Raw genomic sequence first — 14,092 nt, forward strand, 5'->3', positions numbered from 1 at the left:
TCCCGGCAGCCGGGCCGGCCGGGCACCGAATCGGGCCGATCAGCTCCGCAGGTAAGCGAGCACGGTCTCCGGCGAGGATTCGCCGTAGGGATCGCCGTTCTCGCCCTTGTCGTTGATCCCCGGCTCCTCGAACCACTTCTCGACGACACCGTCCTTCACCACCATGGCATAGCGCCAGGAGCGGAAGCCGAAGCCCAGGCTGTCCTTGTCGATCAGCATGCCCATGCGGCGGGTGAAATGGCCCGACCCGTCAGGGATCAGCTTCACCTTCTGCAGGTTCAGGCTCTTGCCCCACTGGAACATGACGAAGGCGTCGTTGACGCTGAGGCAATAGACCTCGTCGATGCCCAGAGCCTTGAAGTCGTCATGGAGACGCTCGAAGGCCGGGCACTGCTCGTTGGAACAGGTCGGCGTGAAGGCGCCGGGCAGCGAGAACACCACCACCCGCTTGCCCTTGAACAGCTCGTCGCTTTGCACGTCCTGCCAGCGGAACGGGTTGGGTCCGCCGACGCTCTCGTCGCGCACGCGGGTCTTGAAAACCACCGAGGGGACCTTGCGCCCTTCCATCGTCATCTCCGGCTGTGGTTGGGGTGGACCGGCGGAACCGCCGCAGGAAACCGCCGCAGGGGCACGATAGCGGTAATGCCCGTCCCCTCCAACCGGCCATAGGTCATGCCCCTTCCGCCAAGCACCGGCACCAAGTCACCCCCGAAGGAACAAACAAAACCGAGGTAATCCTGCGCAAAAGTGGTGGCATCCGGTGGCAATCCTGTGACGTCCCCGAATGTTAAGGTCCCCTTTACCAAGATCGCGTCTTCTGGTCTCGCCTGCATCCAGTGGGCACTGCGCCGACCGGTGACAATTGGAGGGCTGTTTTATGCCTGTTTCGACCAAGTCTAACTCTATGCGACAGCCCGGCAATGATAAGCCGGAAGCCTCATTCAATCGCGGTTATTTCACCAGGATACTTGTTAGTACATTTATCTTCAGCGCCACCATCAACGCGCTGATGCTTGCCATGCCGCTTTATTCGCTTCAGGTGTTCAGCCGCGCCATCCCGTCCGGCAATTACGATACCCTGGCCATGCTGACCGTCATCGTGGTGATGGCGCTGACGCTGAGCGGTCTTCTGGAAATGGTGCGCTCGCGCCTGCTGGCCCGTGCCGGCAACGCGCTGGAGGTGCGGTGGCGCCGCCGGCTGACCGCCGACGCGCTGGACGCCGCCGGCCGCGGCCGCCCGGACAACGGCCCGCTCGCCGACCTGATCGAGCTGAAGGGCGCCTTCTCGCGTCCGTCGCTGCCGGCGCTGATGGACCTGCCCTGGGCCCCGCTCTACGTGATCGGCATCTACGTCATCCACCCGATGCTGGCGCTGGTGCTGGTCGTGTCGATGCTGATCATGGCGGTGATGGGCTGGATCGGCTATGTGGCCGTCAAGGACATCAACGACGAGAGCAAGCTGCCGGCCGGCCGCGCCCAGAAGCTGTTCGAGGCGCTGGCGTCGCGCTCCGACACCGTGCGCGGCCTGCGCATGGGCAACGCCTCGCTGGACGCCGTCAACCGCGACTTCCTGACCGCCAGCGCCATGCAGGGCCAGGGCTATGAGCGCAGCGCCGCCATCGGCGCCGCCACCAAGTGGGTCCGCATGGTCCTGCAGATCGCCGTCACCGCCATCGGCGCCTGGCTGGTGATCGAACAGCACCTGTCCTTCGGCGGCATGATCGCCACCTCGATGCTGGTCGGCCGCGGCCTCGCCCCGATCGAGCAGACCGCCGGCGCCTGGGGCGGGCTGGTCCGCTCCGCCCAGGCCGTCCGCCGCCTGCTGCCGCTGCTGAAGCGCCTGTCGCGTGAGCCGGAGCGTCCCTCCGTGCCCGTCGAGAGCGAGCGCCTGACCGTCGAGAACCTGCTGTTCGTCTCCCCCCGCGACCAGAAGCCGATCCTGCGCAGCGTCACCCTGTCGGTCGAGCCCGGCGAGACTGTCTGCATCGCCGGCCCCAACCGCTCCGGCAAGTCGGTGCTGGCCCGCCTGCTGGCCGGTGTCGCCCTGCCGTCGGCCGGCACGGTGCGGCTGGGCGGCCTGTCCGTCGCCACCCTGACCCCCGACAGCCCCGACCAGGGCATCGGCTACCTGCCGCAGCAGGTCGATCTTCTGCCCGGCAGCATCGCCGACAACATCGCCCGCTTCACCACCGCCACCCGCGAAGAGGTTGAGGCCGCCGCCCGGTCCGTCGGCATCCATGAGTGGGTCGAAAGCCTGCCCATGGGCTACGAGACCGAGGTCAACGACCCGCTGTCCCCGATCACCGGCGCCAGCGCCCGCCTGATCGGCCTTGCCCGTGCCGCCTTCGGCCAGCCGCCGCTGCTGGTGCTGGACGAGCCGACCGCCGGCCTGGACGAGCTGGGCATCAAGGCGGTCCGCGCCTTCGTCGCGGCCAGCAAGGAGCGCGGGGCGACCACCATCGTCATGACCCACGCCCCGATCTTCGTCGACATGTCCGATCACACCTACGTCCTGAAGAACGGCATGGCGATGGAGCTGCCGCGTCCGGAGCAGCAGCAGGCCCAGCCCGGCGCCGTCAACCTTGCTCGCCTCCGCAATCTCGGCCCTCAGGGTCCGGCCGCCGCCACGGCAGGGGCCGCCGGCTGACCGCCGGCACCGCCCCCAAGACCGACCATCCGGCTGACGCCAGACCCGACAGAGCCAAGGAAGTCCCATGACCACGATGACCACGACCTTCCCCGCCCCGCTTTCTTCCGACAACGGCCCCGAGACCCCCGCCGGCAAGCCGTCGCGCAAGACGGCGACCATCACCTCGATCCATGCGCTGCGGGCGGCGATGCCGGAAACCAATGCCCGCGGCCTGCTGCTGGGCGGCTTCCTGGTCCTGGCGGTCGGCTTCGGCGGCATGACCGGCTGGGCGGCGGTGGCCCCCCTGCACAGCGCGATCAGCGCTTCGGGCTCGCTGGCGCCGGAGACCGGCCGCAAGGTGGTGAAGAACACCGAAGGCGGCGTGATCAGCGCCATCATGGTCAATGAGGGCGACCGGGTCGAGGCCGGCCAGGTCCTGATGCGGCTGGACAGCACCGAGGCGCAGACCCGGCTGGAGATGCTGAACGCCGCCCTGTTCGACACGCTGGCCTCCGAAGCGCGCCTGTCGGCAGAGCTGTTCGAGAAGCCGGCCATCGAATGGCCGGACGCTCTCGCCGCCCGCCGCGCCAAGGAGCCGGCGGTCGAGAACGCCATGCTGAACCAGGAAAAGCTGTTCCAGGTCCGCCGCACCCAGCTCGACACCGAAGCCAAGCTGACCAAGGACCGCATCGCCACGCTGGGCGACGAGGTGCAGAGTCTGGAGAAGCAGCGCGCCTTCCTGGCCCGCGAGATCAAGCTGTCGGACGAGGACATCCAGATCACCCAGGGCCTGCTGGACCGCGGCAACTCCACCCGCACAAAGCTGGTGGCAGCGCAGAAGGAGAATGCGCAGCTCCACGCCCAGGACCATGAACTGGAAGCCCGCATGTCGCAGTCGCGCCAGCAGGCGGTCGATGCCCAGGGCGATCTGGTCCGCCGCCGCAGCGACTTCCGCGAGAAGGTGCTGGTCGAGCTGGACAAGGCCCGCGGCGACGCCCAGAAGCTGGCCGAGCAGATCCGCGACGCCAAGAACCGCCTGGACAACCGCACCGTCAAGGCGCCGGACGCCGGCAATGTCGTGATGTACGGCCACCCGGCCGTCGGCGGCAGCATCACCGCCAACGAGCCGGTGCTGGACATCGTCCCCGACGACAAGGCCCTGCTGGCCGAAGTCCGCATCCAGCCGAAGGACATCAAGTCGATGGCCGTCGACCTGCCGGTGAAGGTCCAGCTGACCGCTTATGACAGCCGCGTCGTCGGCACCATCGACGGCACCGTGTCCTACGTGTCGGCCGACCGCCTGACCGACAACGCGACCCGCCAGGAATATTACCTGGCCCGCATCCGCCTGAAGGATGCCGACAGCCACGAAGTCCGCCACATGAAGATCAAGGCCGGCATGCCGGTGGAGGCCCGCATCGTGCTGTCCGCCCGCACCCCGCTGGACTACCTGATCCAGCCGCTGCGCCAGTCCTACGTGAAGGCGTTCATCCAGGAATGATGAGCAGGAGGTGAGGCGGCCCCTCACCCCGGCAGCCCCTATACAGACAAAAGCCCCCGACCATCCGGCCGGGGGCTTTTTCTTTGGCCGGAAAGCTCAGCTCCTGCCGGGGCGGAGGTCCGGCCTCGGCGGAACCGCCATCGGGGTGGGCAGCGGCTCCGGCACCTGGATCGCCTCGGTCTGCTCGCGGGTGCGGCGGGATGCCGCGCGGTCCTGGGCCAGACGGTCCATCGCCTGCTGGCGCTGCGCCTCGGTGGTCAGGTCGGTCGGCCGCGGCGGAACCGTGCCCAGGTTGGGGTACTCGCTCCGCTCCCCGGTCATGCTGCGGATGGGCGACGAATTGTCGCTGACCGGCGAAGCCTCGCCGGTGATGGCCCCCAGCGGGCCGGTGTCGAGCATGCGGTCGCTGCAGGCCGACAGCCCGAAAACCATTGGTATCGCTACGATTAGCAGGCTGAACGCCCGCCCGGCCTTAGCGATACCCCGACCGTTACCCTGACTGCCCGTCACCATCATCCTTCCCCGTGTCTGGCCGATACGCCACACTTGTGCGACGATCCTTGAAATGAAATGTTCACATCTGCGGTGTATGAGAGGTTCCGGATTTCTCCTGCACCGCACCATAAAGCCCGACCGCCGCACGCGACCCACAGCGACGCCACCCACAGCGACATGGTGCAGACCGCCCCCAGAGACTGCCCGCCAGACACCGTTTCCTGAAGACCATCGCCTGCCAGCCTGTATAGCCGTCCGTCCGCAAGGCCCAAAGCCCAATCTGGCGCAAGCCCGATCCCGCGGACCCAAGGCGACACAGGCGACGTGACCGAGACGACGCGACACCCGCACAGAAGAAGAAGGACCGTGCTCATGGCCGAGACCAAGGCCCCCCCTCAGGCTTCCAACCCGGCTTCCCCCCAGGTGCCCGACGTCAAGCTGCCCGATCCGGTCGAGATGTCGCGGGCGATGACCCGCATCGCCGAGCAGAGCCAGCGGCTGGTCTCCGAGTTCCTCGCCCGTCAGGCCGCCGACGGCGCCGGCCCGAAGAGCCCGGATCCGATGGGCGTCGGCCATGCCTTCCTTGAGATGACCACCCGCATGATGGCCGACCCGGCCAAGCTGATGCAGGCGCAGATGTCGCTGTGGCAGGACTACCTGACCCTGTGGCAGCGCACCACCCAGCGCTTCTTCGGGCAGGAAACCCAGCCGGTCATCGCGCCCGCCAAGGACGACCGCCGCTTCAAGGACGCCGCCTGGGACGAGAACACGCTGTTCGACTTCATCAAGCAGTCCTATCTGCTGAGCGCCCGGTGGATGCAGTCGACCGTCAATCAGGTCGAGGGGCTGGACGACCACACCGCCAAGAAGGTCGATTTCTACACCCGCCAGTTCGTCGACGCGATGGCGCCCTCCAACTTCGTCATGACGAACCCGGAGGTGCTGCGCGCGACCATCGAGAGCGGCGGCGAGAATCTGGTCAAGGGGCTGGAGCATCTGCTGAAGGATCTGGAGCGCGGCAAGGGCGAGCTGCGCATCTCCATGACCGACTACGATGCCTTCCAGCTGGGCAAGAACATCGCGGTCACGCCGGGCAAGGTCGTCTACCAGACCAGCCTGATGCAGCTGATCCAGTACACCCCGACCACGCCGGACGTGAACAAGCGTCCGCTGATGATCGTGCCGCCCTGGATCAACAAATTCTATATCCTCGACCTGCGCGAGAAGAACAGCTTCATCAAGTGGGCGGTCGACCAGGGCCACACCGTCTTCGTCCTGTCCTGGGTCAACCCGGACGAGACGCTGGCGGCCAAGGGCTTCGAGGACTACATGGTCGAAGGCCCGCTGGCGGCGCTCGACGCCATCGAGAAGGCGACCGGCGAGAAGGACGTGAACGCCATCGGCTATTGCCTGGGCGGCACGCTTCTGGCTTCCACGCTCGCCTATATGGCGGTCAAGAAGGACGACCGCATCAAGTCGGCGACCTTCTTCACCACGATGCTGGACTTCGCCGAGGCCGGCGAGCTGTCGATCTTCATCGACGAGGAGCAGCTGACCTTCATCGAAGGGCAGATGGCCGAGCAGGGCTATCTCGACGGCGCCAAGATGGCGACCACCTTCAACATGCTGCGCGCCAACGACCTGATCTGGTCGTTCGTCGTCAACAACTACCTGCTGGGCAAGGATCCCTTCCCCTTCGACCTGCTGTACTGGAACAGCGACAGCACCCGCATGCCGGCGGCGATGCACAGCTTCTACCTGCGCAACATGTACCAGAAGAACATGCTGGCGCAGCCGGGGGCCGTGACGCTGAAGGGTGTTCCGGTCGACCTCGGCAAGGTCAAGGTGCCGGCGCTGTTCCTGTCGGCCCGCGAGGACCACATCGCGCCGTGGAAGAGCACCTACAGCGGCGCCCAGCTGTTCAGCGGCCCGGTCAAGTTCGTGCTGGGTGCGTCCGGCCACATCGCCGGTGTCGTCAACCCGCCGGCGGCCAACAAATACTGCTACTGGACCAGCGACAAGCTGGCCAAGACCTCCGACGAGTGGCTGGAGAAGGCGACCCAGACCGCCGGTTCCTGGTGGCCGGAATGGAACAAGTGGGTCGGCCAGTATGCCAACGGCAAGGTTCCCGCCCGCCAGCCCGGCGACGGCGCCCTGCCCGCGTTGGAAGACGCACCCGGCTCCTACGTCGCGGTCAAGAACGGCTAAGGCGGAGCCGAGAGGCTTCACCCGCGCTTATCCGCACGGAAAACCCCCGCCCAACTTGGCGGGGGTTTTTCTTTTCCGTCCAATCCGATAGTGTTACGCACGCGCATGTTAAGGGTTTGTTTGCCCTTTTGACGCCACCTAACGCCTGCGCACATTCGCACGCCCCGGGGATCCGCCGTTCATGCCATCCGACGCCCAGACAGGTATGATGGGAGCCGCCACGGCAGCGATGGCGAACGCCGAACCGGTCAAGCTCGCCGAGCGCTACGAGATCCAGCCGGGCGCGCCGATCCCGCTGCTGAACGCCGTCGGCGGCAATGCCTTCACCGCCAAGGCGCTGCGTGAAAAGCGGATCGAGCCCTTCGCCATCATCTGCCATGCGTCGGTGCTGCCGCGGATGGACATCTGCTCGACCGTCGGCAGCTTCGACAACGCCACCCACATGCGGCTGCTCGATTGGGGGCTGGTGGACTGGCCGCAGGACCGCGGGCGGCGCTTCTGCCTGGTGTTCGAGCGGCCGGGCGGCAAGCGGCTGATGGGGTCGCTGACCGACACGCTGGATCCGATGCCGGAAGACCAGCTGACCCGGCAGATCGTCCACCCGCTGGTGTCGGCGCTGAAGGAGCTGTCGAGCCGCGGCGTCGTCCACGGCGCGATCCGCCCGACCAATCTGTTCTACCGCGATCTCGCGTCCGGCGCGCTGATGCTGGGCGACTGCGTGTCGACCCAGCCCGGCTATGGCCAGCCGGTGCTGCTTGAGACGATCGAGCGCGGCATGGCCAACCCGGCCGGGCGCGGCACCGGCACCATGGCCGACGACCTCTATTCGCTGGGCGTCACCCTGCTGATCCTGGCGCTCGGCCGCAACCCGCTGTCCGGCCTGGACGACGAGGCGGTGCTGCAGGCGAAGATGGAGCGCGGCTCATACCCGGCGCTGGTCCAGCAGCACCGGCTGCCGCTGGCGATCAACGAGGTGGTGCGCGGCCTGCTGGTCGACGACCCCAAGCAGCGCTGGACCCTGAACGACCTCGATCTGTGGGTGGCCGGCCGCCGGCTCAGCCCGAAGCAGCCGCAGATTTCCCGCCGTGCCGCCCGGCCGCTGGAATTCCAGGGGTCGGAATACTGGCATTGCCGCACGCTGGCCCGCGCCTTCGCCCGCCATGCCCCCGCCGCCGCCTCCGTGATAGAAAGCGGGGAGCTGGACAAGTGGCTGCGCCGGTCGATGGGCGACGATGTGCGGGCGGAGGCGGTGAGCCACGCCATCCAGACCGCCTCCAGCGGCAAGGGCGGCACCCAGGGCGACCGGCTGGTGGCCCGCGTCTGCATCGCGCTCGACCCTGCCGCCCCCATCCGCTACCGCGGCCGGGCGATGATGCCGGACGGCATCGCCACCATGCTGGCCGACGCCTTCATGCGCGGCGAATCCCCCCAGGCGGTGGCCGAGGTGCTCGCCAACCAGCTGCCGATGTTCTGGGTCAACGTCCAGGCCGACTTCAAGCCGGAATTCGTGCCGCTGGTGCAGAGTTTCGACCAGCTGCGCGGCTTCCTCGACCGCTCCAGCCACGGGTTGGGGGTGGAGCGCGTGCTGTACGAGATGAACCCGACCATGCCCTGCATGAGCGCTCTGGTGGTCAAGCAGCTGCCGACCACCCCGGCCGAGCTGCTGCGGGCGCTCGACTGGATCGCCGCCGGGGGCGAACGGCACAAGGACCCCATCGACCGGCAGATCGCCGCCTTCCTCGGCGCCCGTCACAAGCGCGGGGACGAGCTGCTGTTCACCCAGCTCGGCAGCGGGGTGGAGCCGATGCGGCGCATCATCGCCATGCTGACCATCCTGTCGGACATCCAGGCCCGCACCGGCGTCGATGGGCTGACCCATCTGGCCAGCTGGGTGGTGGCGATGCTCGACCCCGCCTTCCGCCGCTTCCACAACCGGCCGCAGCAGCAGGAGGTGCGCAAGATGGCGGACGCCGCCGCGCACAACGGCCGGCTGACCGAACTGCTGAAGGTGGTCGACGATCCCGATGCGCTTCGCCGCGACCGGCTGGAATTCGAAGCGGCGCAGATCGCCTACCGCGAGGCCGATGCGGAGATGGACAAGATCCGCCACACCATCGCCGACCGCAATTCCATCATCGAGACGTCGGGCCGGCAGGTCGCCGCCATCGTGTCCAGCCTGCTGTCGACCCTGCTGGTTGCCGGCATCATCCTGTTCTTCGCCTTCTGACCGGAACGCGTAAAGTCTGAATCGAGGGGGGATCGCCATGGCGCGCAAGAAGAAGAAAAAGGGTGGCGCCCTCACGCTGATCCTGCTGATCGTGCCGGCGGCGCTGATCGTGCTGCCGACGACCATCCTGTTCGGAATCGGCATGATCCCGACCATCGTCGCCTATGTCGTCGACCGCGATCCCGACAAATCGGCGCCGATCACCGTCGGCGGGCTGAATTTCTGCGGCTGCATGCCCTTCGCCATCGATTTGTGGAAGCACCAGCACACCATCGGCGCCGCCGCGAAGATTTTCGCCGACCCGCTGGCCTGGCTGGTGATGTACAGCGCCGCCGCCGTCGGCTGGGGCATCTATTACGGCATTCCGCCGATGGTCGCCGGCATGGAGGTCAGCCGCGCCGAGAAGCGGGTCGAGGTGCTGAAGCAGAAGAAGGTGGCGCTGGTCCAGGAATGGGGACCGGACGTGGCCGGCGATTACTTCGACGAGTCCGGCGGCATGGAGCCGGATGCCGAAATGGCGAACGCCTGATCGGGCGACGGCCCCGCTGCCGGACTTGCAACCGGACTCGCCGTCAGGGCATGATCCATGCAGAGGGCCGCCGGGTCGGCCATGAGGTTGGAATGTTCAGCGTCAGCGAGACTGAAGCCGCCGCGATCCAGAGGGCGTTTCACGAAAGCGGCGAATGGGCGGCCGTCGTCGAGCTGCGGCGGCATTTCCACATTCAGGACAATGTGAACGCCCTGAACGCCGTCCGCTCCATCGTCAGATGGGCGGGGGCGGTGCCGCCGCATCCGCAGCCCACCTCCCCTCTCTGAACCTGCCCCCCGACCCAGCCTCAGCCGATCATGCCGGCCACCGCCCGTGCCACATCGGCATGGATGGCGTCCTGCTGCTTGAAGTCCTTCGCGGTGTGGGTCAGGTAGCTGGCGACCAGCAGCGGCGCGCGGCCCTCCGGCCACAGGATGGCGATGTCGTTGGCGGTGCCGTTGGTGCCGGTCCCCGTCTTGTCGCCGACCCGCCAGCCGGCCGGCAGCCCGGCGCGCAGACGCTTGTCGCCGGTCTTGTTGGCGACCATCCAGTCGGTCAGCTGCTTGCGCGAGTCCGGACGCAGCACGTCGCCGACCAGCAGCCGCTCCATGCTGCGCACCATGGCGGCCGGGGTGGTGGTGTCGCGCGGGTCGCCGGGGATGGCGGTGTTCAGACTTGGCTCGTTGCGGTCCAGCCGCGTGGTCTTGTCGCCGATGCCGCGCAGGAAGGCGGTGAGGCCGGCCGGGTTGCCGACGCCCGGCAGCAGCAGGTTCGCCGCGACATTGTCGCTGAGCGTCACCGCCGCCTCGCACAGTTCGGCCAATGTCGGCGGCGTGCCGTTGAGCCGGGTCTCCGAGAAGGGCGCGTAGGGCACCAGATCGGCCTTGGTCACCGCAATCCGCCGGTCGAGCCGGTCCTTGCCCTGGTCCACACTCTTCAGGACGGCGGCGGCCAAAAGAAATTTGAAGGTGCTGCACATCGGGAACCGCTCGTCACCGCGCCAGTCCTGCAGCCGGCCGTTCGCGCTGTCGAGCACCGCGACGCCAAGACGGCCGCCGGTGCGTCCCTCCAGCTCGCTCATGCGCGCTGCGAACGCATCGCTTCCCGCGGCTTTCCCGCCTTTGTTCTTGCCGGTTTCCGCCGCCCGCGCCCCGGCCGCCGACAGCAGCAGAACCCCGCCCGTCGCCGCCAGGAACCCCCGCCTTCCGATCATTCCGACCTCCCTCTGCATCGTTGCGATGGCAGGACGATAGAAATCCCGGCGGAGGCCGGCAAACGAGCTTTCCTCGCGGAAGACCCAAATTAAACTTATGCCTTGCCGGGGCGGCGCCATGGCAGGCTATGGGCGCCGCGGCAAGAGGCGGACAGGGCGTGGACAGCGGGAGGAAACCGGCCGATGCCGATGCGTCAGGAGATGGAGACGGACCGCTTCGAGGCGACGGCCGAGGACGGCAGCGTCCATGCGGTGGTCGAGACGACCAGCTATATCCAGATGGTGACCTTCCGCGGCCCCGCCGGCTGGGTACCGGAGGGCAAGAGCTATCGCCTGGACGGCGGCGACGCGGTGGAGCAGACGGCGGACGGCGGGTTCCGCATCGCCGCGTCGGGACTGGCGATCAGGCGGATCGGCTGAGCGCATCAGCGCTTTCCGCTGGCGCGGCCGGGGCGGTTGAGGCCATCCTCCCGGCAACGCCGGACCCGACCCGTTCGGGCCCACAAATCAGGGAGACAGAGATCGTGACCGCGCCCTTCATCCTCTACGGCAACGTGAATTCCCAGCCCGCGACCCGCATCGCGCTGTTCTTCCGGCTGGCCGGCATCCCGTTCCAGTACCGTCACCTCGATCTGCGCGCCGGTCAGCAGAAGTCGCCGGAGTATCAGGCGATCAACCGCTTCGGCCGGGTGCCGACGCTGGTCCATGGCGACCATTCGATCTCCGAATCCAGCGTGATCCTGACCTATCTGGCCGAACAGACCGGCCAGTTCGGCGGCCGCGACGAGGCCGAGAAGCTGCGCCTCGCCGAATGGCTGAGCTGGCTGGCCGACGTGCTGCTGCCGGTCCAGCGCGCCCGCGCCGTGCGCAAGTTCAACGGCGATGCCAACGCCCTGCCCTGGCTCGACGGCTCGGCAGCCAGCGGGTTGAAGCTGTTCGACCAGCATCTGTCCGGCCACAGCTACATCCAGAGCGAACGCCTGACCATCGCCGACATCTTCGCCTTCCCCTGGATCGACCTGCTGAGCGAATCCGGGATCGATGAGAAGGACTATCCGAACGTCAAGGCCTGGGCCGACCGCGTCCGCGCGCAGCCGGGCTACAAGCCGCAGTATGAGCTGATGCCGCAGGCCGACGCCGAGTGCTGAAATAAGATAAGGGGGTCGCGGCGGGTTGGCCGCCGCGACCGTTCAGCCCCGCGTGTCGTCGATCACCTTGCCGTCGTTGGGCAGGCTTGCCGGCGCCACGAACTCCACCGCGCCCTTCAGCTTCGTCACCGACGCCAAAGTCTCGCGGATGGCGGCGGCGAGACCCTCGCCGCTCTCCTCCGCCTCGCAGCGGAGCGTCATGGTGTCGCTGGCATCCTGGCGGCCGACGACCAGACGGGCGCGGGCGATCTGGGGATGGCGGCGCAGCACCTCGGCGACCTGGCTCGGGTGCACGAACATGCCCTTGACCTTGGTGGTCTGGTCGGCGCGGCCCATCCAGCCCTTCAGCCGCATGTTGGTCCGGCCGCAGGGGCTGGTGCCCGGCAGCACCGCCGACAGGTCGCCGGTGGCGAAGCGGATCAGCGGATAGGCCGGGTTGAAGATGGTCACCACCACCTCGCCGACCTCGCCGTCGGGAACCGGGTCGCCGGTGCCGGGACGGACGATCTCGACGATGCAGCCCTCGTTCACCACCAGACCGGAGCGCGCCGGGGTCTCGTAGGCGACGATGCCGAGATCGGCGGTGCCGTAGCTCTGGGTGACGTCCAGCCCGCGCGCCTCGTAGAAGGCACGGGCGTCGGGCAGATAGGGGCCGCCCGACACGGCGGCGATGCGGATGGAGGAGACGTCCAGCCCCAGCGCGTCGCCCTTCTCCAGGATGATCTTCAGGAAGTCGGGCGTGCCGATATAGCCGCGCGGCTTCAGGCTGGCGACGACCTGGGCCTGCATCTCGGTGTTGCCGGTGCCGGCGGGGATGACGGCGCATTCGAGGGCGTGCGCCCCCGTCTCGAACATCGAGCCGGCGGGGGTCAGGTGGTAGGCGAAGCAGTTGTGGGCGAGGTCGCCGGCGCGGAAGCCGGCGGCGAACAGCGCGCGGGCGCTGCGCCACGGGTCGACGCCATGCGGTTCGGGATCGTGGATCGGGCCGGGAGAGGCGAAGACGCGGGCCAGCCGGCCGGTCTCCATGGCGGCCAATCCGCCGAAGGGCGGGTGGGCCTGCTGCAACGCGATCAGGTCGGATTTCCGCGTCACCGGCAGGGTCGCCAGCGCGTTGCGGTCATGGATCGACGCCGGGTCGATGTCGGCCAGCAGCCGGCGGAAATAGGGGGCCGCGTCCTTGGCGTGGTGCAGATGGGCAGGCAATGCCGCGAACTGCTCGGCCTCGCGCCGGTCGGAGGAACGGGTTTCGAGGTCGTCGTAGAAATCGGTCATGGTCGTTCGTCCGTTCAGGGGTCGGCCGATCAGGTTTTGGCATCGGCGGCGGGAGGGTCGGCGATGCGACGCCCCGCCACTCCCCTCAAATCCAGCGCTTGCGGCGCTTGAAGCTCTTCAGGTTCTTGAAGCTCTTGCGCTCTTCATTGCCGCCGCCGAGGTAGAATTCCTTCACATCCTCGTTGTTGCGCAGCTCTTCGGCGGTGCCGTCCAGCACGACCTTGCCGTTCTCCATGATGTAGCCGCGGGTCGCGGCCTGGAGCGCCATGCGGGCGTTCTGCTCCACCAGCAGGATGGTGACGCCAAGGTCCTTGTTGATCTGCTGGACGATGCTGAACACCTCCTTCACCATCAGCGGCGACAGGCCCATGCTCGGCTCGTCCATCAGGATCAGCTTCGGCCGGGCCATCATCGCACGGCCGATGGCCAGCATCTGCTGCTCGCCGCCCGACAGGTAGCCGGCGAGGCCGGTGCGCTCCTTCAGCCGGGGGAAATAGCTGAAGACCATGTCCAGATCGTCCTTCACCCCGTTGTCGCGGCGGGTGTAGGCGCCCAGGCGCAGATTCTCCAGGCAGGTCATGTCGGCGATGATGCGCCGGCCCTCCATCACCTGGAAGATGCCCTTGCGGACGATCTGGTCGGGATCGATGCCGTTGATGCGCTCGCCATTGAAGGTGATGTCGCCGCGGGTGACTTCGCCGTCCTCGGTCTTCAAAAGGCCGGAGATCGCCTTCAGCGTCGTCGATTTGCCGGCGCCGTTGGCGCCGAGCAGGGCCACGATCTCGCCCTCCGGCACCTCCAGGCTGAGGCCGCGGAGCACGAGGATCACGTCGTTGTAGACGACCTCGATGTTGTTGACGGACAGCATCA

At 67.6% G+C, this 14,092-nt stretch carries 13 protein-coding genes; 8 read left to right on the forward strand and 5 right to left on the reverse strand.

Annotated features, from left to right (window positions below):
• Nucleotides 1-39: 39 nt before the first annotated feature.
• On the reverse strand, nucleotides 40-567 hold the full coding sequence (locus ACWPN3_RS03975) for a peroxiredoxin (protein ID WP_109447574.1): 528 nt from the start codon (nucleotides 565-567) through the stop codon (nucleotides 40-42).
• 451 nt (nucleotides 568-1,018) lie between these two features.
• On the opposite strand from ACWPN3_RS03975, the gene ACWPN3_RS03980 reads away from it, so the two are divergent.
• Nucleotides 1,019-2,647 carry a type I secretion system permease/ATPase gene (locus ACWPN3_RS03980; RefSeq protein ID WP_492242469.1) on the forward strand — a complete coding sequence of 543 codons (1,629 nt, stop codon included), beginning with the start codon at nucleotides 1,019-1,021 and terminating at the stop codon, nucleotides 2,645-2,647.
• 67 nt (nucleotides 2,648-2,714) lie between these two features.
• Nucleotides 2,715-4,130, forward strand: coding sequence for an HlyD family type I secretion periplasmic adaptor subunit (locus tag ACWPN3_RS03985; RefSeq protein ID WP_109447570.1), 1,416 nt, complete (start codon nucleotides 2,715-2,717; stop codon nucleotides 4,128-4,130).
• 96 nt (nucleotides 4,131-4,226) lie between these two features.
• On the opposite strand, the gene ACWPN3_RS03990 is transcribed toward ACWPN3_RS03985, so the two are convergent.
• Nucleotides 4,227-4,529 (reverse strand): hypothetical protein, encoded by a 303-nt coding sequence (locus ACWPN3_RS03990; RefSeq protein ID WP_492242468.1) that lies wholly within the window; start codon nucleotides 4,527-4,529, stop codon nucleotides 4,227-4,229.
• A 468-nt stretch (nucleotides 4,530-4,997) separates the two neighbouring features.
• On the opposite strand from ACWPN3_RS03990, the gene ACWPN3_RS03995 reads away from it, so the two are divergent.
• From ACWPN3_RS03995 to ACWPN3_RS04010, 4 genes are all read left to right on the forward strand, one after another.
• Entirely contained in the window at nucleotides 4,998-6,833 is a 1,836-nt protein-coding gene (locus ACWPN3_RS03995; RefSeq protein WP_492242467.1) for a PHA/PHB synthase family protein, read from the forward strand.
• 181 nt (nucleotides 6,834-7,014) lie between these two features.
• Complete coding sequence (locus ACWPN3_RS04000) at nucleotides 7,015-9,060, forward strand: protein kinase family protein (RefSeq protein WP_247873050.1); 2,046 nt, start codon at nucleotides 7,015-7,017, stop codon at nucleotides 9,058-9,060.
• A 37-nt stretch (nucleotides 9,061-9,097) separates the two neighbouring features.
• Nucleotides 9,098-9,589, forward strand: a complete 492-nt coding sequence (locus ACWPN3_RS04005; protein WP_109447566.1) for a hypothetical protein — start codon at nucleotides 9,098-9,100, stop codon at nucleotides 9,587-9,589.
• Nucleotides 9,590-9,681: 92 nt separating this feature from the next.
• A complete protein-coding gene (locus tag ACWPN3_RS04010; RefSeq protein ID WP_244592498.1) occupies nucleotides 9,682-9,876 on the forward strand; it encodes a hypothetical protein in 195 nt (64 codons plus the stop codon).
• 20 nt (nucleotides 9,877-9,896) lie between these two features.
• Here ACWPN3_RS04010 and bla read toward each other — a convergent pair whose 3' ends face one another.
• Nucleotides 9,897-10,802 (reverse strand): class A beta-lactamase, encoded by a 906-nt coding sequence (bla, locus tag ACWPN3_RS04015; protein ID WP_492242465.1) that lies wholly within the window; start codon nucleotides 10,800-10,802, stop codon nucleotides 9,897-9,899.
• Between the two features lie 183 nt (nucleotides 10,803-10,985).
• Between bla and ACWPN3_RS04020 the strand changes: the two genes are divergently transcribed.
• Nucleotides 10,986-11,222 carry a hypothetical protein gene (locus tag ACWPN3_RS04020; RefSeq protein ID WP_109447562.1) on the forward strand — a complete coding sequence of 79 codons (237 nt, stop codon included), beginning with the start codon at nucleotides 10,986-10,988 and terminating at the stop codon, nucleotides 11,220-11,222.
• 104 nt (nucleotides 11,223-11,326) lie between these two features.
• The gene (locus ACWPN3_RS04025) at nucleotides 11,327-11,950 is read left to right on the forward strand and encodes a glutathione S-transferase family protein (RefSeq protein ID WP_109447560.1); all 624 of its coding nucleotides are present in this window, start codon (nucleotides 11,327-11,329) and stop codon (nucleotides 11,948-11,950) included.
• A gap of 42 nt (nucleotides 11,951-11,992) precedes the next feature.
• On the opposite strand, the gene ACWPN3_RS04030 is transcribed toward ACWPN3_RS04025, so the two are convergent.
• Nucleotides 11,993-13,222: a phenylacetate--CoA ligase family protein gene (locus ACWPN3_RS04030; protein ID WP_492242464.1), complete on the reverse strand. Its 1,230-nt coding sequence runs from the start codon at nucleotides 13,220-13,222 to the stop codon at nucleotides 11,993-11,995.
• A gap of 85 nt (nucleotides 13,223-13,307) precedes the next feature.
• The gene (locus ACWPN3_RS04035) at nucleotides 13,308-14,090 is read right to left on the reverse strand and encodes an ABC transporter ATP-binding protein (protein ID WP_109157684.1); all 783 of its coding nucleotides are present in this window, start codon (nucleotides 14,088-14,090) and stop codon (nucleotides 13,308-13,310) included.
• Nucleotides 14,091-14,092 lie beyond the last annotated feature (2 nt).

Source organism: Azospirillum sp. UENF 111221 (assembly GCF_058780625.1).